14 protein-coding genes are annotated in these 16,653 nt (G+C 57.9%); 1 reads left to right on the forward strand and 13 read right to left on the reverse strand.

The window, feature by feature from the left end; all coding sequences use genetic code 11:
* Positions 1-8: 8 nt before the first annotated feature.
* The 7 genes from PGR6_RS12805 to pdxR all read right to left on the reverse strand — a co-directional run bounded on the left by PGR6_RS12805 (position 9) and on the right by pdxR (position 8,992).
* Positions 9-716: a WecB/TagA/CpsF family glycosyltransferase gene (locus PGR6_RS12805; RefSeq protein ID WP_018928897.1), complete on the reverse strand. Its 708-nt coding sequence runs from the start codon at positions 714-716 to the stop codon at positions 9-11.
* Positions 717-726: 10 nt separating this feature from the next.
* Entirely contained in the window at positions 727-2,118 is a 1,392-nt protein-coding gene (locus PGR6_RS12810) for an undecaprenyl-phosphate glucose phosphotransferase (RefSeq protein WP_064617491.1), read from the reverse strand.
* A 142-nt stretch (positions 2,119-2,260) separates the two neighbouring features.
* Complete coding sequence (locus PGR6_RS12815) at positions 2,261-4,507, reverse strand: GumC family protein (protein WP_064617493.1); 2,247 nt, start codon at positions 4,505-4,507, stop codon at positions 2,261-2,263.
* A 3-nt stretch (positions 4,508-4,510) separates the two neighbouring features.
* A complete protein-coding gene (locus tag PGR6_RS12820; protein ID WP_026286626.1) occupies positions 4,511-5,044 on the reverse strand; it encodes a polysaccharide biosynthesis/export family protein in 534 nt (177 codons plus the stop codon).
* 11 nt (positions 5,045-5,055) lie between these two features.
* The gene (locus PGR6_RS12825; protein ID WP_026286627.1) at positions 5,056-6,216 is read right to left on the reverse strand and encodes an outer membrane beta-barrel protein; all 1,161 of its coding nucleotides are present in this window, start codon (positions 6,214-6,216) and stop codon (positions 5,056-5,058) included.
* Positions 6,217-6,450: 234 nt separating this feature from the next.
* Positions 6,451-6,972 carry a transcription/translation regulatory transformer protein RfaH gene (rfaH, locus tag PGR6_RS12830; protein WP_082920850.1) on the reverse strand — a complete coding sequence of 174 codons (522 nt, stop codon included), beginning with the start codon at positions 6,970-6,972 and terminating at the stop codon, positions 6,451-6,453.
* A gap of 499 nt (positions 6,973-7,471) precedes the next feature.
* Positions 7,472-8,992 carry a MocR-like pyridoxine biosynthesis transcription factor PdxR gene (gene pdxR, locus PGR6_RS12835; protein WP_064617495.1) on the reverse strand — a complete coding sequence of 507 codons (1,521 nt, stop codon included), beginning with the start codon at positions 8,990-8,992 and terminating at the stop codon, positions 7,472-7,474.
* A 129-nt stretch (positions 8,993-9,121) separates the two neighbouring features.
* Between pdxR and PGR6_RS12840 the strand changes: the two genes are divergently transcribed.
* Entirely contained in the window at positions 9,122-9,757 is a 636-nt protein-coding gene (locus PGR6_RS12840; RefSeq protein WP_064617497.1) for an FMN-binding negative transcriptional regulator, read from the forward strand.
* A gap of 37 nt (positions 9,758-9,794) precedes the next feature.
* On the opposite strand, the gene PGR6_RS12845 is transcribed toward PGR6_RS12840, so the two are convergent.
* The 6 genes from PGR6_RS12845 to PGR6_RS12870 form a co-directional block, all read right to left on the reverse strand.
* Positions 9,795-10,787: a LacI family DNA-binding transcriptional regulator gene (locus PGR6_RS12845; protein WP_028940763.1), complete on the reverse strand. Its 993-nt coding sequence runs from the start codon at positions 10,785-10,787 to the stop codon at positions 9,795-9,797.
* 75 nt (positions 10,788-10,862) lie between these two features.
* Entirely contained in the window at positions 10,863-12,365 is a 1,503-nt protein-coding gene (locus PGR6_RS12850; RefSeq protein WP_082920851.1) for a glycoside hydrolase family 32 protein, read from the reverse strand.
* On the reverse strand, positions 12,362-13,495 hold the full coding sequence (locus tag PGR6_RS12855; protein WP_064617501.1) for an ABC transporter ATP-binding protein: 1,134 nt from the start codon (positions 13,493-13,495) through the stop codon (positions 12,362-12,364). The genes PGR6_RS12850 and PGR6_RS12855 overlap by 4 nt, the downstream gene beginning before the upstream one ends.
* 27 nt (positions 13,496-13,522) lie before the next feature.
* A complete protein-coding gene (locus PGR6_RS12860) occupies positions 13,523-14,365 on the reverse strand; it encodes a carbohydrate ABC transporter permease (RefSeq protein WP_018928908.1) in 843 nt (280 codons plus the stop codon).
* Positions 14,362-15,324: a carbohydrate ABC transporter permease gene (locus PGR6_RS12865; protein WP_026286629.1), complete on the reverse strand. Its 963-nt coding sequence runs from the start codon at positions 15,322-15,324 to the stop codon at positions 14,362-14,364. The genes PGR6_RS12860 and PGR6_RS12865 overlap by 4 nt, the downstream gene beginning before the upstream one ends.
* A gap of 21 nt (positions 15,325-15,345) precedes the next feature.
* On the reverse strand, positions 15,346-16,620 hold the full coding sequence (locus tag PGR6_RS12870) for an ABC transporter substrate-binding protein (RefSeq protein WP_018928910.1): 1,275 nt from the start codon (positions 16,618-16,620) through the stop codon (positions 15,346-15,348).
* Between the last annotated feature and the right edge of the window lie 33 nt (positions 16,621-16,653).

Raw genomic sequence — 16,653 nt, forward strand, 5'->3', positions numbered from 1 at the left:
GTTGGCGCTCAGGGATAAGTGATATGGATCGTCACTTGGCGCCGGACGATCATCGCCAGCAGATGAACAAAATTGGTCGGGTAATCGACCAGGTAGCGCTTGATGGTGTGGGGTTCGCGGTACATCCGATAGAACGCGCGCAGATGCAGACGGTTGATCAGCTCAGGGTAGTAATGGTGTGTGGCCGTCGCCTCTTGGCGTATGAAACCGCCACAGGTGAATGCCACACCGTTGAAGCCGGCACGCAGGGCATCCTGTTCGAACTGCTCTTGAAGCCCGGCGCCCAGACCGACGATCAGGATGTTGGCTTCACTGCGGCAGATGTCCGCTTGAATACACGCGGCCTGCGGTGCATCGAAATAGCCGTTGTGATGACCGGCGATAAGCAACGCCGGGTAGCGCCCCTTGATCTTGTTGATGAACAGGTCCAGTTCGGTTTGCCTGGCACCGACAAAATAGATGCGCTTGCCTTGTTTCTCGGCGCAACTGAAGACAGCGTCGGCGATGGACGTGAAGTCGAAGCTGACCCGACCGATCGTCCGGCCGGTGATGCGCGACATGAAGGTAGACATCAACATTCCATCGCAAAAATAGGCGATGGACGTCGGACTCCGATCGAACAGACTGCCGATGGACGCAAAGTTAATGAAGGAAAATGCTTTGTTGGCGTCCAGCAGGTTCGGTGCGAAATGCCCGATCAGTTCCAGATCTATCATGGCTGACTCCTTAATAAATGTCCTTTGAGAACAACGTGAAAGGGGTCTTGACGAGAATCTTGATGTCCAGCCACAGCGACCATTGGTTGATGTAGCTGAGGTCCTGGGCGACGCGCTGCTGCATTTTTTCCAGCGTCTGGGTTTCACCGCGATGCCCGGTGATCTGGGCCAAGCCGGTGATTCCCGGCTTGAGGCGATGACGGGCCATGTAGGCGCGTACTTTGCCGGTGTAGTAAATATTGTGAGTGACCGCGTGCGGTCGCGGGCCGACAAGGGCCATTTCACCGAACAGCACGTTGAAAAGCTGCGGTAGCTCATCGATCGAACTACGGCGCAAAAAGCGCCCGAGCGGGGTGATGCGTTCATCTTCGCGAGAGGCTTGGCGCACTTCGCTGTCGTCATGCACATGCATCGAGCGGAACTTCCAGACCTTGATCACCTCGGCGTTACAGCCGTAACGATCTTGTTTGAACAACACCGGGCCGGGCGAAGAGAGCTTGACCGCTGCCGCCACGATCAGCAGCAAGGGGCTGAGCACAATAATGGCCACGGCGGCCAGGCTACGTTCGAACAGCTCTTTGCAGAGCAGGCTGCCGGGGTGCGAACTGATGAGGCTTTCATTGAGGTAGATGGCCGGCATTCGCTCTATTTCCGAGATCGATTGATTGAGCAGCACCATGCTGCCGAAATCAGGAATCCAGACCACGTCGACATTCATGTCCAGAAGGTCGATGTACAGGGCTTCAATGATGGCTGCCTGCGCCAACGGCAGGACGATGTAGACCCGGCGTACGTGTAGGTGGGTGATGATCTCGCGAATCTCGTCGATGCGGCCCAGCAGCGGCAAAATGCTCGGTGCCGGGCCGGTATGTTCGGCGGTCGCGATAAACCCCAGTACGGGTACGCGGTTCGGTCTGGACAGTTTCCTTGCAAGCCGGCATGCGGTCGGGCAAGTACCGATGATTACCGCGCGGCGTTCGTTACAGAGCTTGCGCGAGTGCAATCGAGCCAGGTAATGCAAGGGCAGGAAGCTCGCAGCCTGGATCAGGTAACCCAATACGGTCCAGACGATGATCACTTGACGCGAAAAAATCGCGCTGGTCTGGGTGACAAAGGCGATGCTGATCAGAACGGCCAGCAGAATCAGCCAGGCCGCCAGCAAACGACCGAGCCCCGACAACCACTCATGACGCTTGTGGTAAACCTGCATGACGCTGTAGATCGGAATCGAGCCGAGCACAGTGAGAACCATCAGGATGCGGTATTCACTGGTCAGGCTGCCGATCCTCCAATGCACCAGCAATATCAATAGCAGGTTGACCAGGCTGAGCGCACACACCCATTGGCCCCAGAAAGTCAGACCTCGCCGGTGCATCATTTGAGCGGTATATAGCGATGTCATCGGCTCAACCTCCAGGCATGGGTTGGACATCGGCGTCGAATTCTGCACGCCCTCGTTCCCGCACGCTGGTATCGATCGACTGGGATGAAGCAGTTTTTGGTGGTTGTTGGAAAGAAGCTACTCAAGAGACAGGCGCAAGGGTTTACCGGGTCAGATAGTCGTAGTTCTGGAACGTATCGCTATGGCTGTAGCCCTGCTTGCGCGCCTTGCGCAGGTCAACCTGATTGAGCACTACACCGAACACCGGCGCGTGGCTCTGTTGCAGAATGGCGAGGCATTTCTGCACCTGGCTGACCGGTGTGCTTTCGGCTTTGATCACGTAGATCACCGCGTCCGAATGCTTGGCCAGCAATAGCGCGTCGCTGACCATTTGCGCAGGCGGGGAGTCGATGATGATGCGCTGGTAACGCGACTTCAGCGCTTCGAGCAGGGGCGCCAGGCACGGCGAGCTAAGTAGATCAAGCGGCGGGGGCGCAAGCTTGCCGGCCGGCAACATGTCTAGATTGCCGACAGTCCGGATACAGTCTTCGAGTCGGGCGGTACCCGCCAGGACATTGGCCAGCCCCGGGCTGTCTGCCGGAAAATCGAAATTGAGCGAAAGGCTGGATCGGCGCATGTCGGCATCGATCAACAGGACCCGCTCCAGCAATGCAAGCGAGTAAGCCAGGTTGTTGGCAATGGTGCTTTTACCTTCATCGGCCATGGTCGAGGCAACGAGCACTACCTGCGACGGCTTTTCTCCACTGTGCAACATCAGCCAGGTGCGCAAGTTGCGAATGGTCTCGCAAAAACGCGGATGCTCGTTGTCGTCGAACAATCGCGCCAGTTGCCGGCGGCTTCTCTTCGTGACCAGCGGCACCACACTGAGCAGGGGGATATTAAGCATGCTTTCGACCGCTTCGTCGGTCTTGAAGGTTTTGTTCCGGGCTTCGGATATTAATGCCAGCGCCATGCCGATCAGCGCGGCCGCGATGGCGACAATCACCATGATCAGTGTTTTACGGGGTTTGCTCGGTTCCAAAGGCACAATCGCTGGGTCGACGATACGCGCTTTGGTGGAATCCATGTCTGAGGTGGCCGCAGTTTCCTTCAAGCGAGTGATGAAGGTCTCATACAACGCGCGACTGCTGTCGACTTCTCGCTGTAACTCACGCAGCTGGAACTCCTTGCGCGAGATATCCTGTATCTGCGTCTTGTTGCTGTTGAATGATTTATGCAGTGAGCTTTCACTGGCCTTGGCTAGCTGGTAATCCTGTTCGATGCTGGCAACCACCTGTCGAACCTGTAGACGCAAACTGTCGGTGGCCGTACGCAACTCGGCGAGGGCGGCGATCAGGGTCGGATGTTTTGGACCGTAACGCCCGGACAATTCTTCGACCTTGGCTTGAGCCTTGGCCTGTTGTGCCTGGAATTTCTGCACCAAAGCGTTGCTCAAGACGGCGGGCACACTGGAGAGTCTGCTCAGATCGCCATTGCTCAGGGCCTGGACCTGACGGTACCGGCTCTCGGCTTCCGCCAGGTTACGGCGGGCATCGATCATGCGGTTGCCGGTCATTTCCAGTTCGTTGGCGCTGATGGTGGCGACACCGCCGACATCGACCAGGCCTTGTTCTTCCCGATAAGCCTGAAGCTTGTCTTCGGCAATGCGCAGGTTATTGCGCAATTCGACCAGGCGTGAATTCATCCAACTGGCGTTGGTCTGCGAGGACTTCAGGCTATTGTCGAACTGGCTATCAATGAAGCCTTGGGCAATCGCATTGGCGGTTGCGGCCGCCAGGTCAGGGTCGGGCAGCAACACCTCTATGTTGAGCAGTTGGCTCTTGCCGACGAATTTGACGTCGGTGCGCTTCATGAGGTTCTGCGTGACCTCATTGAAAATGTCGGTTTCAGTGGGCGTTACCTGTTGGGGTATCAAAAAGTCCAGTGCCGGCCACCACTGGCCAAGATCAAGGTTTGCCAACCATTCGCGTGGCGTAAACCATGACTGCGGCTGCTGGCGGGGATCGGTCACCGGGTTAGTGGTGAGGTTGAGCTTTTTGACGGCGCGTTCGGCCAAGTCCCGCGATTGCAGAAGCGCCAATTGCGTCTGCAAGTAATCGACGGTACCGGAGCTTGAGTCCGTGACTTGCTGGAAGGTCAGCAGTGGTGGCGTTTTTTCTTTGATCAGCAGGGTGGCGCTGCCGATGTACTGCGCGGGAATGAATGACAGAATGGCCATCGCAAGCGCACAGGCAAGCAGCACCAACCCAGCGATTTTCCAATGAGCACGCCAGATCACCCTCCAGAATTTGAGCAGGTCAATGGTGTCCTTCTCCTCGCCATGCTGCTGGTGCTGAGGCAGATGCGCCTGGAGCGGACGTTCAACGTAGATGCTTGGGCTGTTATCCATGATTTAGAAAAAGCCTTGTGCAATGGAGATGGTGTCACCGGGAGCGATGGCGGTGCTGCGCGTGACCGTATCGGTCAATGGTGGTGAGCCATCGCCGCGCACGATGGTCACTCGCTTGATCGAGGCCCGTTCGGTCAGGCCACCGCCCAGTGCAATGGCTTTTTCCAGTGTCAGCCCGGGCTCGTATGGATAGCTGCCGGGCTTTTGTACTTCGCCATTGATGTAGAACGAGCGGTAGACGATCAGGTTGAGGCTGACCTTGGGGTCGACCAGGTAACCTTGCTTGAGCCCGTCGACGATGATCTTTTCCACCTGATTGGGGGTGAGCCCCTTGGCGGAGATCTCACCCAGGAACGGATAGGAAAATGTACCGGCGTCATTGAGGCGGATTTTGTCGAAGCTTAAATCCCGTTCTCCGAATACGGTGATGCGCAATACATCGCCGGCCGCCAGTTTGTACTGGGCGCCGGTGTCCGCTGCAAAAGTCACGGGCAACAGCCACGGCACGAACAACAAGGCAAGCATTCGCGAGTTCATGGGGGGACCTCTTAGAGACTTACGTTGAAGCTGAGCAGGAAGATGTTGCGTTCAAAACTATGGTTGTCGGCGTCGGAATTGTCGTTGCGGTGGCGATAGCCCAATTCGATATCCAGCCAGCGGCGCATCTGGTATTCCACGGCGAAGTTGTAGTCGCGAAGGTTGTCGGTGCGGTTCTGCCCCTCGTACTCATAGCGGGCCAGCCCTGCTTCGGCCACCGTTGTGATCCGTTCGGTCCAGCCATGACGCCAGCCGAACAGGGCAGAGCTGGTCTTGACGGCGTCAGCACCGTCGTCGCCCTCGGCCAGCGCCTGGCGAGCAACGAACGAAAAGGTCGAGTAGGTTCGTGGTTTCCATCGCAGGTCCACCTGCCAGGTCGGGTTACTGAGGTCTTTGACACTGCTGTCATCAAAGTTCTTACGCTCATAACCAAGGCGTACTTTGCCGGTGGTGCGTGCGGTGAAGTCCCACTCGGCACCGGCCAGGACCGCATTGGATGTGCTGTTGAGACGGCTGTCGGAGAGCAGGTAGTCGAAGACGGTATGGTCGTACTCCAGCAAGCCGCGGGTATTACTGCCTATACGGTGGTACCAGGTGGTGGTCAGGCCGGTGGTATTGCGCTCTTTGTCTTTATTGATGCCGTCGGAGTTGTCGTAACGAAGTTGAGCGTAACTTGCGCCCAGATCGATCTGATTGGCAGCGCTCTTGGCGCCGTAGGTATAGAGACCATTGACGCGATTAGTGCGAATCTTGTCATTGATGCCATCGACAGCAGTCGATGTCGTGCGCTCGTATTTACGCGCTTCCCCTTCAAGTTTCAGGCGATGGCGGTCGGTGAACTCCATGATGCTGTCGAGCCGCACACGTTGTGCCGTATTCGAGGCGTCCGGATGATCATGATAAATGTAGCGGGTAGGCTGCCAGATAAGTCGCGTGGCACTGTTTCGATCTTCGGCCTTGAGTTCGAAAGAGGGCGCCACCTTGGTCACCATGGAAGACTGACGTCCCCGATCCAGCTCCCGGAAGTTGTCATCGTAGCTCTCTGAAAATAACAACGTGGGTGTGAAGTCGAATCCGTAGATGTTAATGGCCTGGGGGTCGAGACTCCAGGCCGCTCCGGGATATAGAGAGATCACTATCAGTGCGAAGGGGCCATGGGTCTTAAGGGTCATATCATTGCTCCTTGGGGATGAATCCAATGACTATAGACCGGAAAAACAGGGCCGAATGTGCGCGATGTAATATCGGCTGATGTCAGTGATTGCTTCATGTGAATAGAGACCGTAAGTGTGAGTAATCACGCGCCTGGAAACAATCCATGAAATAAAAAAGGCATAAAACTTTGTTTGAGTTTAAAGTTGGGTGAGTGTGCTTAAGTTCGTTGTTGAAGCAAGTTGAATAAGAGCTTATAGAAGGAGGTGTGCTCGCTCAATATCAGTCAGTGGAATACGAACCGGCTGTTCTCTATTTAGAAAGTGAAGCAGGATCATCACTCGCTCGTCACCTAACATGGTCAGGAAAATACCTTCGAGTGTCGACAGCGGCCCTCGGGTTATTTGCAGTTTTTCGCCGGGCTTGAACGAGTGAGGTGCAAGAATTTCCGGTGGTTTATAGCACCGCTCTTGCAAGTGTTCGATGACATCGTCGGGGACCATTGCCGGTCCGTGATTAAAATCGACGATTCGGCTGACGCCACGGGTAGAGCGCAAAGGCGCCCAATTGTCGTCACGGCCTAACTGAATGAAAAGGTACCCCGGGAAGAGCGGCTCAAGGGATTGATGGGGGCTACCATGTATCCTGCGTTGGCTAACGGTTTGCGGGCAAAATATGACATAGTTTTGCCGCAATAAATTGATTTTCGCCCGTTCGTCCTGACGTGGCTTGCACTGCAAAAGATACCAGTTAGAGGCTTGGGTAGTCGTCAGCATACTGGCAAGCTCCGTAACGTTGGTTTAAGCATGCCTGTTGCGTATCAGCGATGCCGTTATCCTTCCAGTGAACGCAATGAGGTTGTGGAAGTCGCGAAAGTGTTAAGCTTCTAAAACGGTGTATCAATGATGAAGCATGTAACGCCCGGGAAACGGTAAAGTGATTTCAAAGTGATTGCAAATTGGAATGTGTAAACCTTACTTAACGCTGTGCATGATATCGCCTTCGGGCACGAAATGACGCCGGTACTTTGCGATGGCCAAAGCTACCGCACGGTCCGAACCTTCGGCCCTATAAGAATAAGTACTTTCGTTCGTAAGCCTTAATTACAATGCAGTCGACAATGGATATTCATCCACTGGATCGTCGCCTTTGTCAGGTGTCGACCCTGTTAGGTATTGATCACTCAAGGTGACCTGTCAAATGTCACTAGTCAAAAATATAGCCTTCTGTCCAATAAGTTATTAAGGTTGTCCAGCTAATTGTTTTAAAAATGTTTTATGGCAATTGGCATGATCCTGCGGCCGACGGGTTCGCGGCCAACGTGATGACCTGCGCAAGGCGCCTGGTGGCGGATTCAATGTCTTCGGCACTGAAACCGCCCAAGCCCAGAATCAATCCCGAACGGCCATTGCCACCGGCATACATCGGCGACACGGCACGTACCGATACCTGAGCTTCGGAAGCTTTGGCGGCGACCCACTGATCGTCGATAACTTCCGCCAGCCAAAGCACCAGATGCATACCCTGATCGCTCGGTTCCAGCCATGCAAGTTCGCGAGGAATCAGCCTGGCAACCGCCTCGATGATTTGCCTGTGGATGTCTGCGTATACGCCGCGAATTCGCCGGATGTGCCGATCCAGATGTCCTTCTGCGATGAATGCTGCGAGCACGTGCTGATCGGCATTGGCAGGATGTCGATCCATCAGGACCCGCGCACCGCAGAAGGCTTGCACCAGATAAGGCGGAACGATTGCGTAGCCGAGTCGTAACGAGGGGAACAGTATTTTGCTGAACGTCCCCAGGTAGATAACCCGGTCGGGGTCCAGCCCTTGCAAGGATGGAAAAGGGTGGCCGGCGTAACGCAGTTCACTGTCGTAATCGTCCTCGACGATCCAGGCATCAGACGTCCGGGCCCATGCCAGCAAGGCATCGCGCCTGGCCATGCTCATTGGCATGCCGAGTGGATATTGATGTGACGAGGTCACGAAGGCTGCTCGTGCCTGGGGGCATTGCGCTATGCCGCTTTCAACATTCAGACCCTCGGCATCAACCGGGACGCGGATCATTTGATCGCTATGGCCCGCGCTTTCCAGAATCCCGGTGATACCCCGGTACGCCGGATCCTCCACCCACGCAAAATCTCCCACATCGAGCAGCACCTGACAGGCGAGATACAGGCCCTGTTGCGTGCCGGATGTAATGATGACCTGGCTCGCTTCACAGCGCACAGAGCGTGACTTGCGCACGTAATCCGCTACCGCTTCCCGTAACTCAAGCGCACCTTGTGGATCGCCGTATCCCGAGGGCGCTCCAGCCCCTCGCGCCCTGATGCGATTGCCAAGGCGACGCCAGATATCGTCAGGCGCCGCTTTGCCAATCGGCACCGAGACCGAGAACGGAATCTGCGCAGCCGCTCTAAATTGCTGGGCCACCTGAGCGAACCGTTCGATTCGGGAAGAGGGCGTCCACGACCTGGCTTCGGTTGGCCGGCCTTGCTCCTGCCGGGTGGTTGGCGACGCGTCTGCCAGGGAGCGGGCCACCCGTGTACCTGCTCTGCCTTGGGATTCCAGGAAGCCCTCGGCAATCAACTGCTCAAAGGCCTCGATAACGGTGCCTCGGGCAATCGTCAGCGATTTGCCGAGAATGCGCGTCGATGGCAGCAGCTCACCAGGCTTGAGGTCGCCCCTGCGGATCGCGGACCTAAGCGCTTGAGCAAGTTGTCGTCCCAATTGACCGGCGGTTCGATCCAGCGTGCCCAGCGATGGAATTTCAACAACGTTGGCTTTACGTGCCATCAATTCTGGCTCAGTGATTATGTTGGATATTGGCTCTATACCATGGGCCAGTTCATCAACACAATTCACACGAAGGCCACCTCACCACTGGCGCGCTGTCCCCACCCTTGAACGATTGAAGGAGTTGATATGTACGTACCTGCCCATTTTGATGAGCCTCGCGCCGAAGCCCTTCATGAACTGATCGTCCAGCACCCACTGGGCATTTTGTTTACCAACGGTGAAAGCGGACTGGATGCCAACCACATTCCTTTCGAGTTGAAGGCTGCGCAGGGGCAATTCGGTGTTCTTCAGGCGCACGTCGCGCGCTCCAATCCGGTCTGGCAAGACGTTAAAAATGGCGACGAAGTCTTGGTGGTTTTTCGCGGCGCCGAGGCTTACATCTCGCCCACCTGGTACCCGAGCAAGCACGAAACCCATAAGCAGGTTCCGACCTGGAACTACAAGGTGGTGCACGCCCATGGGAGGATCACCCTTCACGATGATGAGCGCTATGTCCGTGGGTTGGTGGCGCTCCTGACCCGAACCCACGAGTCGTCCCAGCCCGAGCCATGGAAAATGACGGACGCCCCGAAGGACTACATCGCCTCGATGCTCAAAGCGATCGTTGGGGTAGAGATCGAGATCACTCGCCTGGTCGGTAAATTCAAGCTGGGTCAGAACAAGGAAGCGAGAGACATCCGTGGTGCAGGTCAGGCACTCAAGGACAGCGGGAAAATCGTATTGGGAGAGGCAATGCTCGCGGGTGTCGATGCCGAATCCTGAGGCACCTCCTGCACCGGCTGGTCTGCGGCGCTCGCACTCATAGCGACGCCCTGACCACCAATGGACAATCAACCGGCTGGGCTCCCTCTACCTCAAGGGCTTCGATCAGATGCCGGGCAGCCCGGCGACCGATCTCATAGTACGGCAGTTGCACCGTGGTCAGCGGCGGGATGAACAGTTCGGCGATACCGATCATGTTGTCGTAGCCGAGCACGGCGACATCGCCGGGAATTTTCAGGCCTCGGCTCAACAACAGCTGATAGGCACAAAACGCAATCCGGTCGTTGCCACAGATCAGAATGTCGAATTGTGGGCGACCCTCAACAATGTGCCGGTCGAGGATGGCTGCGGTTTCACCGTAGGCGTCATGCTCGGAAAGGTCGTATTGCAGAAGCGCGTCAGGCGCCAGCCCGAATGCCTGACAGGCGCGCAAGAGGCCTTCTTGTCGCAGCCCCCAGGCCAGGCTCTGTTTTGGCAGATTGATGCACAGCGGGCGCCGATAGCCTTGGCTCAACGCGTGATGCACGGCGCGATACTGCCCCGTTTCGTCGTCCGGTACGTAACTGACCAGGCGACTGTCATCGGCCAGGCAATTGGCGAGTACCAGCGGTTTGCTCTTCAAGCGCTCGGGAATGCTGACGTGGCGAAAGCCCATGGCGCTGAAAATCAGCCCGTCGGGGCGGTGCGACAACATCAGGTCGATGTTCTGGTCAGTGGGCGGGTTGCTCAACAGGTTAAGGATGAAGACATTCCAGCCGGCCTGTTGCGCGGTCTGTTCGATGGACAGCAGCAGTTCCACCGCGAACGGTGTGGTCGCGGTATCCAGCGCGAACACGCCGATGGTGCGCGACTGGAGGTTGTCGCCGCGCATCTTGCGCGCCGACAGGCTCGGTACGAATTGCAGTTCATCAATGGCGCGACGCACCCGCTGAAGGGTTTCGGGGCTCAGTTTTTCCGGGTTGTTGAGCGCTCGAGAAACCGTCATCAAGGACACGCCGGCCAGCTGTGCAACGTCTTTCACTGAAGTCATGCGAGGCGAGCCCGGTCAGGTTGACGCAGAATCATGACACAGGGCCCGGGTTTCTCGCGACTCGAATGACAGCGCTCATACCCAACCTGAAGCGAGAGGCCACGCCTTCGGAATCGATGCACGCCCACCACTGCCGTGGTTAAACAACTTCACGCCCAGACTGTCGGGCCGCGGATAGAGGCGACTGCTGAGGCTGAAGCGGCCGTTTTCGTCGAACACCTCGATGGACGAGCGATCGAGAAACACGCGCAGCTCCAGTCGCTCTTGTGTCGGGTCTATCGACACGCTGCGCTGGCCGCTGACTTGCGCACCCGAGCGGCTGCGGTCCAGCACCAGGCGCTGTAATGCCGCATCGTAATAGAGCAGGGTTTCTTCTAGGCCATCGTCGCTGCAGCGCAAGGCGATGCCCAGGTGGCCGTCGGTGCAGCCGCGCAAATCCAGATGCACATGGATTTCCAGCAGGTCGCCATTCACTTCCGGCACCCAACAGGTTCCCGACTCATCCCGCCAAGGCGTACCCGGCAATGGCGCCTCGCGCAGCGCGGTGAGCTCCCGTGCCGGATACACGCAAAGGCGATCGTCATGCAGTTCAAGTTCGCGCGGCAAACCGAGCATGCCGCACCAGTGATGGGCCTGGCTCGGCATCGGGCTTTCCCACATGTCGAGCCACGCCCACACCAGGCGCCGACCATCGGCGGCCACCAGCGTTTGCGCGGCATAGAAATCGTGGCCGTTATCCAGCTCGATAAAAGGCCCGCCGGTGAAGTGCCATTGGCTGTCGAGTTGGCCCACTCGATAACCGGTCTGGTATTTGTTGAGCCGTTCGTAACCGTGGGGTTGCATGCCCTGAGGGGAGTACAGCAGCACGTCGCGCCCGTTCAGGCGAAACAGATCCGGGCACTCCCACATATAGCCATCGCCCTCGCTGCCGCTGGCTACATAATCGAGGAACTCCCAGGTGTGCAGATCGGTGGAACGATACAGCGGCAGCAGCGGTTGATCGCCCAGACGTGCGCCGGCAATCAGGTACCAATAGTCGTCCGCTTGCCAGACCTTGGGGTCACGAAAATGCATGATCGAGTCTTGCGGCGCGGTCTCGATGACAGCGCCATGCTTGACGAAGCGAATGCCGTCGACACTGGTGGCCAGGCACTGGACTTGACGGATCGAGCTTTCATCACCCACGTCCTTCAGCCAGGTGTGCCCGGTGTAGATCAGCGCCAGGGTGTCTCCACACACTACCGCGCTACCGGAAAAACAACCGTCGCGGTCGAAGTCATCGCCGGGCGCCAGGGCAATGGGCAGATGCTGCCAATGGACCAGGTCGGCGCTCTTGGCATGCCCCCAATACATCGGGCCCCACTTGGCGTCAAAGGGGTGGTGTTGATAGAAAACGTGATACTCGCCACGGAAGTACACCACCCCGTTAGGGTCGTTCATCCAGCCTGTCGGGGGGGCAATGTGATAACCGGGGCGGTAATCGTGGATGACCCGAGACAGGCCGTCACTCAGCGCCTGTTGCGCAAGGTCAAGGGAGTCAGGCATTGGATCGCTCATGGTATTCAAAGACAAAGTCATAGGGCGCCTGCTCGTGCCGGGCGCAGAGGGACGGTTTCAATGGCATGTAGGTGACGCTTCAAGGCTGTGCCGTCGGCGTCGAACAGGTGCAGGTTGTCGATGTCCAGCTGCAGCTCGACCCGATCGCCCACCTGCCATCCGGCGTGGACCTCACAACGACTGATCAGTGGCTCGTCCTGACCTGTCTCGAGGTGCACATAAGTTTCACTGCCCAGGTATTCGACCGCGGTCACCACGATGCCGGCGGCTCCTTCCGCTGCCTTGAGCGACACGTGTTCCGGGCGAATGCCCAGGCTCAGCAGCGTGCCCGCCGCCAGGTTCGAACTGTCGAAGGGCAGGGACGTCATTCCCAATACGGGGCTGTCGACCAGGCTGGTTTCGCCCGGCGCCTGCAAGCGCGCCAGCAGAAAGTTCATTCTGGGTGAACCGAGAAAGCCGGCGACAAAGCGACTGGCCGGGCGCTCATAGAGTTCGCGCGGTGAGCCGACCTGTTCGACGCGACCGCCATTGAGCACGACAATTTTGTCGGCCAGGGTCATCGCTTCAACCTGATCGTGGGTGACGTAGATCATGGTCGAGCCCAGCCGGGCATGCAGCCGGGCGATTTCGTTGCGCATCTGCACCCGCAAGGACGCATCCAGGTTGGAGAGCGGCTCATCGAACAACAGAATGTCCGGTTCCCGCGCCATGGCTCTGCCCATGGCGACACGCTGACGCTGCCCGCCAGACAGCTCCTTTGGCTTGCGTTGCAGCAGCTTGTCCAATTGCAGGATTTGCGCGGTTTTCAGCACGCGTTCGCGCAGGCTGGTCTTTTCGGTCTTGGCCAGCTTCAGACCAAAGCTGATGTTATCGTAGACGCTCATGTGCGGGTACAGCGCATAAGACTGAAACACCATACCGACGCCACGCTCGCGCGGCTCCAGGTCGTTGACCCGACGCCCGTCGATCAGCAGGTCGCCGGCGCAGATCGAATCCAGTCCGGCGATCAGGCGCAGCAGGGTCGACTTTCCGCAGCCCGAAGGGCCGACGAATACCACGAACTCACCCGCCGCGATCTCCAGGTTGACGTCGCGCAGAATCCGCGCGCCGCCCAATTGTTTGTTCACGTTATCCAGTTTCAACTTGATCACGATGCTGTTCCTTGTAGTTGTCGGGCATCAACCCTTTAACGCGCCGGTAGTGAGGCCGGAAACGATTCGGCGCTGGAAGATCAGCACCAGAATCACCAGTGGGACGGTGACCAGCACCGATGCCGCCATCAACAACCCCCAAGGCAACTCATGGGGGCTGCCGCCGGAAATCAGGGCGATGGCCACTGGCACCGTGCGTTGGGTGTCGGTGAGGGTGAAAGTCAGGGCAAACAGGAACTCGTTCCACGCCGCGATGAAAGCCAGCAAGCCAGTGGTGACCAGTGCGGGCCAGAGCAACGGCAACAGCACCCGGGTCAGCGTGACCCAGGGCGAGGCGCCATCCATGATTGCCGCTTCTTCCAGCTCATGGGGCAGTTGACCCATGAACGTGGTCAGCACCCAGACGGTGAAGGGCAGGGTGAAAATCGTGTAGCTGAGAATCAACGCCCAGGACGTGTTGTACAGGCCCAAGGCACGGATCACCTCGAACAGCCCCGATAGCACCGCGACCTGGGGAAACATCGACACCCCAAGGACCATCATCAATACCGTGCCACGCCCACGGAATTTCACCCGGCCCAAGGCATAAGCGGCGGTCAGGCTGAGGAACAGCGCCAGCGTCACTACGCTAAGCGCGACCACCAGTGAATTACCGATAGCCCGCAGGAATGAGGCTTGGTTAAGCACCGCCGCGTAATTGGAGAAGTCGGGTTTTTTGATCCAGTAGCTCACCTCGAACAAGGCGCTGGACGGCTTCAGCGACGTGACGATGGCGTAGTAGAAAGGGAACACCGCATACAGCAGCAACACCCCGATCAGGCACCAGAAACCGAAGCGCAACAGTGCTTTTTTCAGTAGGCGAGGGCTCATGACCGGACCTCCAGTTGACGGCGTCCGAGGTAGAGATAAAGCATGGCGATCACTGCAACCACCAGAAACAGCAGGGTCGAGGCGGCGCTGCCGTAACCGACGTCCTGGAACTCCACCAGGTGTTGGCGGGCGTAGACCGACATGCTCATGGTGCTCGACGAGTTCGAGGTCAGCACGTAAATCACGTCGAACACCCGCAGGGAGTCGAGGATGCGGAAGATCGCCGCCACCAGCAATGCGGGCATCAGCAGTGGCAGCGTGACCCGCCAGAACACCTTCAGTGGATGAATGCCATCGACCCTGGCGGCTTCGTAGCAGTCACTCGGCAACATCTGCAAGGCGGCGAGCATCAGCAGGGTGACAAACGGCACGGTCTTCCAGACGTCAACGATAATCACCGCCCACATCGACAGATCGGCATCTGCGGTCCAGGCCAGAGGCGCGGTAATCAGGCCGAGGCTGAGCATCAGGTGATTGATGATGCCGAACTGGTCATTGAGCATCCATGACCAGATCTTCGCCGAGACAATGGTCGGAATCGCCCACGGAATCAGAATCAACGCTCGCACCAGGGAACGGCCGGCGAACTGGATGTTCAGCAGCAACGCCACCAGCAGCCCCAGCACGACTTCCAGCCCCACCGACACCACGGTGAAATGCAAGGTGTTGCGCACTGCATTCCACCATTGCGGATCGACCAGGATGCCCGACCAGCTGGAACCGTTGTGGAACAGATAATTACTCAGGCCAACGAAGGTGCCGCCAGCGGTGTCCGCCAGGTTGGCGTCGGTCAGGCTGAACCAGAATGTCCGCAGCAACGGCCAGGCCGCTACCAGGGCCAGACACAGCAACATCGGCGTCAGAAACAGCCAGGCAGCGCGCACTCGGCGGCGCTGTACCGGCGTTTCCCTGGCGAGCAGAAGCTCGTCACAGGGAGCATGGGCAGTAGAGACAGACATGGTGATTTTCTTCCTTGTGGCTTACCAGTTCCGGTGTTTGATACGCGTGAGTTCGCCTTCCAGTTCGGTCAGCGCCTGATCGACCGGCAACTCGCCGGCCAGCACGCCATGCACTTGATCGAAGAACGCATTGGTGACCCGTGGATAACGAGCGGCGGTGATTGAAGCGGGGCGCATGACGCCATCGTTGAGAATGCTGTGCAGCTGACTGTAATAAGGCATGGCCGCGAGCAGCTCGGGATCCTGGTAGAGCGACTCGATCACCGGGTTATAGGCGCCAATCAACGCACGATGTTTTTGCTGTTGAGCGCTGGTCAGGTAGCTCACCAGTTCGGCGGCAAGCTTCGGGTTGGCGCTGTAACGCGATACCGCCAAACCCCACCCGCCGAGGGTGGAGGCATGGGTGCCGGTGCTGCCGCCGCGGGGCAGGGGAGCGACCCCGACCTTGTCTTTTACCGCACTGTCCTGGCTTTGCACCAGGGCCCAGACATAAGGCCAATTACGCATGAACAACGCATTGCCCGACTGGAATACGCCGCGTCCTTCTTCCTCGGTGTAATTGAGCACGCCACGCGGGGAGATGTCGCCTACCCAGCTTTTTGCCAGGGTCAACGCCGCTCTTGAGGCCTGGCTGTTGACCACGATGTCGCCTCGTGGATTGACCAGCCCTCCGTCCGGTTGGCTGCTGATCCATTCCAGCGCATTACACGTCAGGCCTTCGTAGGCACGCCCTTGAAAGATGTACCCCCAGGCGTTAGCGTTGCCGGCATTGCGCTCGGCCTGTTGTACATCCTTGGCGGTAGCGGTCATTTCCTCCCAAGTCTGGGGGACTTGCTTGTTGTATTTCTCGAGCAAGTCCTTGCGGTAATACAGCAGGCCCGAGTCGGTGAACCACGGCATCGTCACCAGCCGTCCGTTCACCGTGGCGTTGTCCACCTGTGCCTGGAAGTAGCCTTGGGTTGCATCGGCGGGCAGCACCTCGCGCAAATCCAGCAGATGTTTGGCCAGCATCCCCGGCCACACCATGTCGATCTGAATGATGTCGATGTCGCTGGACTGCGCACTGAGGATCTGTTGATAGAACGACAACCGCTCGGTTGCCGAGTTAGGCGTGGACACCACCTCGACGTGATTGCCGGTCTGTTGAGACCACGCCTCGACGGCCTCTTTGCACAGTTGTAATTCCGCGCCCACCGCACCGCAGGAAATCGTCAGATTGGCTGCGCTGGAGAGGGATGGAAGCCCGGCGCAAAGGGCAAGCAGTGCTGCTGGAAAGAGTGATTTGAGCTGTTTCATAAAGCCCTCTTTATTTTTGTTTTTAGAAAAGTT

The sequence above is a fragment of the Pseudomonas sp. GR 6-02 genome (genome assembly GCF_001655615.1).
Taxonomy (GTDB): domain Bacteria; phylum Pseudomonadota; class Gammaproteobacteria; order Pseudomonadales; family Pseudomonadaceae; genus Aquipseudomonas.

Bases quoted from the DNA above. Each gene is read 5' to 3' on its own strand.
- PGR6_RS12805 (WP_018928897.1), bottom strand. From the start codon at position 716: ATGATAGATCTGGAACTGATCGGGCATTTCGCACCGAACCTGCTGGAC.
- PGR6_RS12810 (WP_064617491.1), bottom strand. From the start codon at position 2,118: ATGACATCGCTATATACCGCTCAAATGATGCACCGGCGAGGTCTGACT.
- PGR6_RS12815 (WP_064617493.1), bottom strand. From the start codon at position 4,507: ATGGATAACAGCCCAAGCATCTACGTTGAACGTCCGCTCCAGGCGCAT.
- PGR6_RS12820 (WP_026286626.1), bottom strand. From the start codon at position 5,044: ATGAACTCGCGAATGCTTGCCTTGTTGTTCGTGCCGTGGCTGTTGCCC.
- PGR6_RS12825 (WP_026286627.1), bottom strand. From the start codon at position 6,216: ATGACCCTTAAGACCCATGGCCCCTTCGCACTGATAGTGATCTCTCTA.
- rfaH (WP_082920850.1), bottom strand. From the start codon at position 6,972: ATGCTGACGACTACCCAAGCCTCTAACTGGTATCTTTTGCAGTGCAAG.
- pdxR (WP_064617495.1), bottom strand. From the start codon at position 8,992: ATGGCACGTAAAGCCAACGTTGTTGAAATTCCATCGCTGGGCACGCTG.
- PGR6_RS12840 (WP_064617497.1), top strand. From the start codon at position 9,122: ATGTACGTACCTGCCCATTTTGATGAGCCTCGCGCCGAAGCCCTTCAT.
- PGR6_RS12845 (WP_028940763.1), bottom strand. From the start codon at position 10,787: ATGACTTCAGTGAAAGACGTTGCACAGCTGGCCGGCGTGTCCTTGATG.
- PGR6_RS12850 (WP_082920851.1), bottom strand. From the start codon at position 12,365: ATGACTTTGTCTTTGAATACCATGAGCGATCCAATGCCTGACTCCCTT.
- PGR6_RS12860 (WP_018928908.1), bottom strand. From the start codon at position 14,365: ATGAGCCCTCGCCTACTGAAAAAAGCACTGTTGCGCTTCGGTTTCTGG.
- PGR6_RS12865 (WP_026286629.1), bottom strand. From the start codon at position 15,324: ATGTCTGTCTCTACTGCCCATGCTCCCTGTGACGAGCTTCTGCTCGCC.
- PGR6_RS12870 (WP_018928910.1), bottom strand. From the start codon at position 16,620: ATGAAACAGCTCAAATCACTCTTTCCAGCAGCACTGCTTGCCCTTTGC.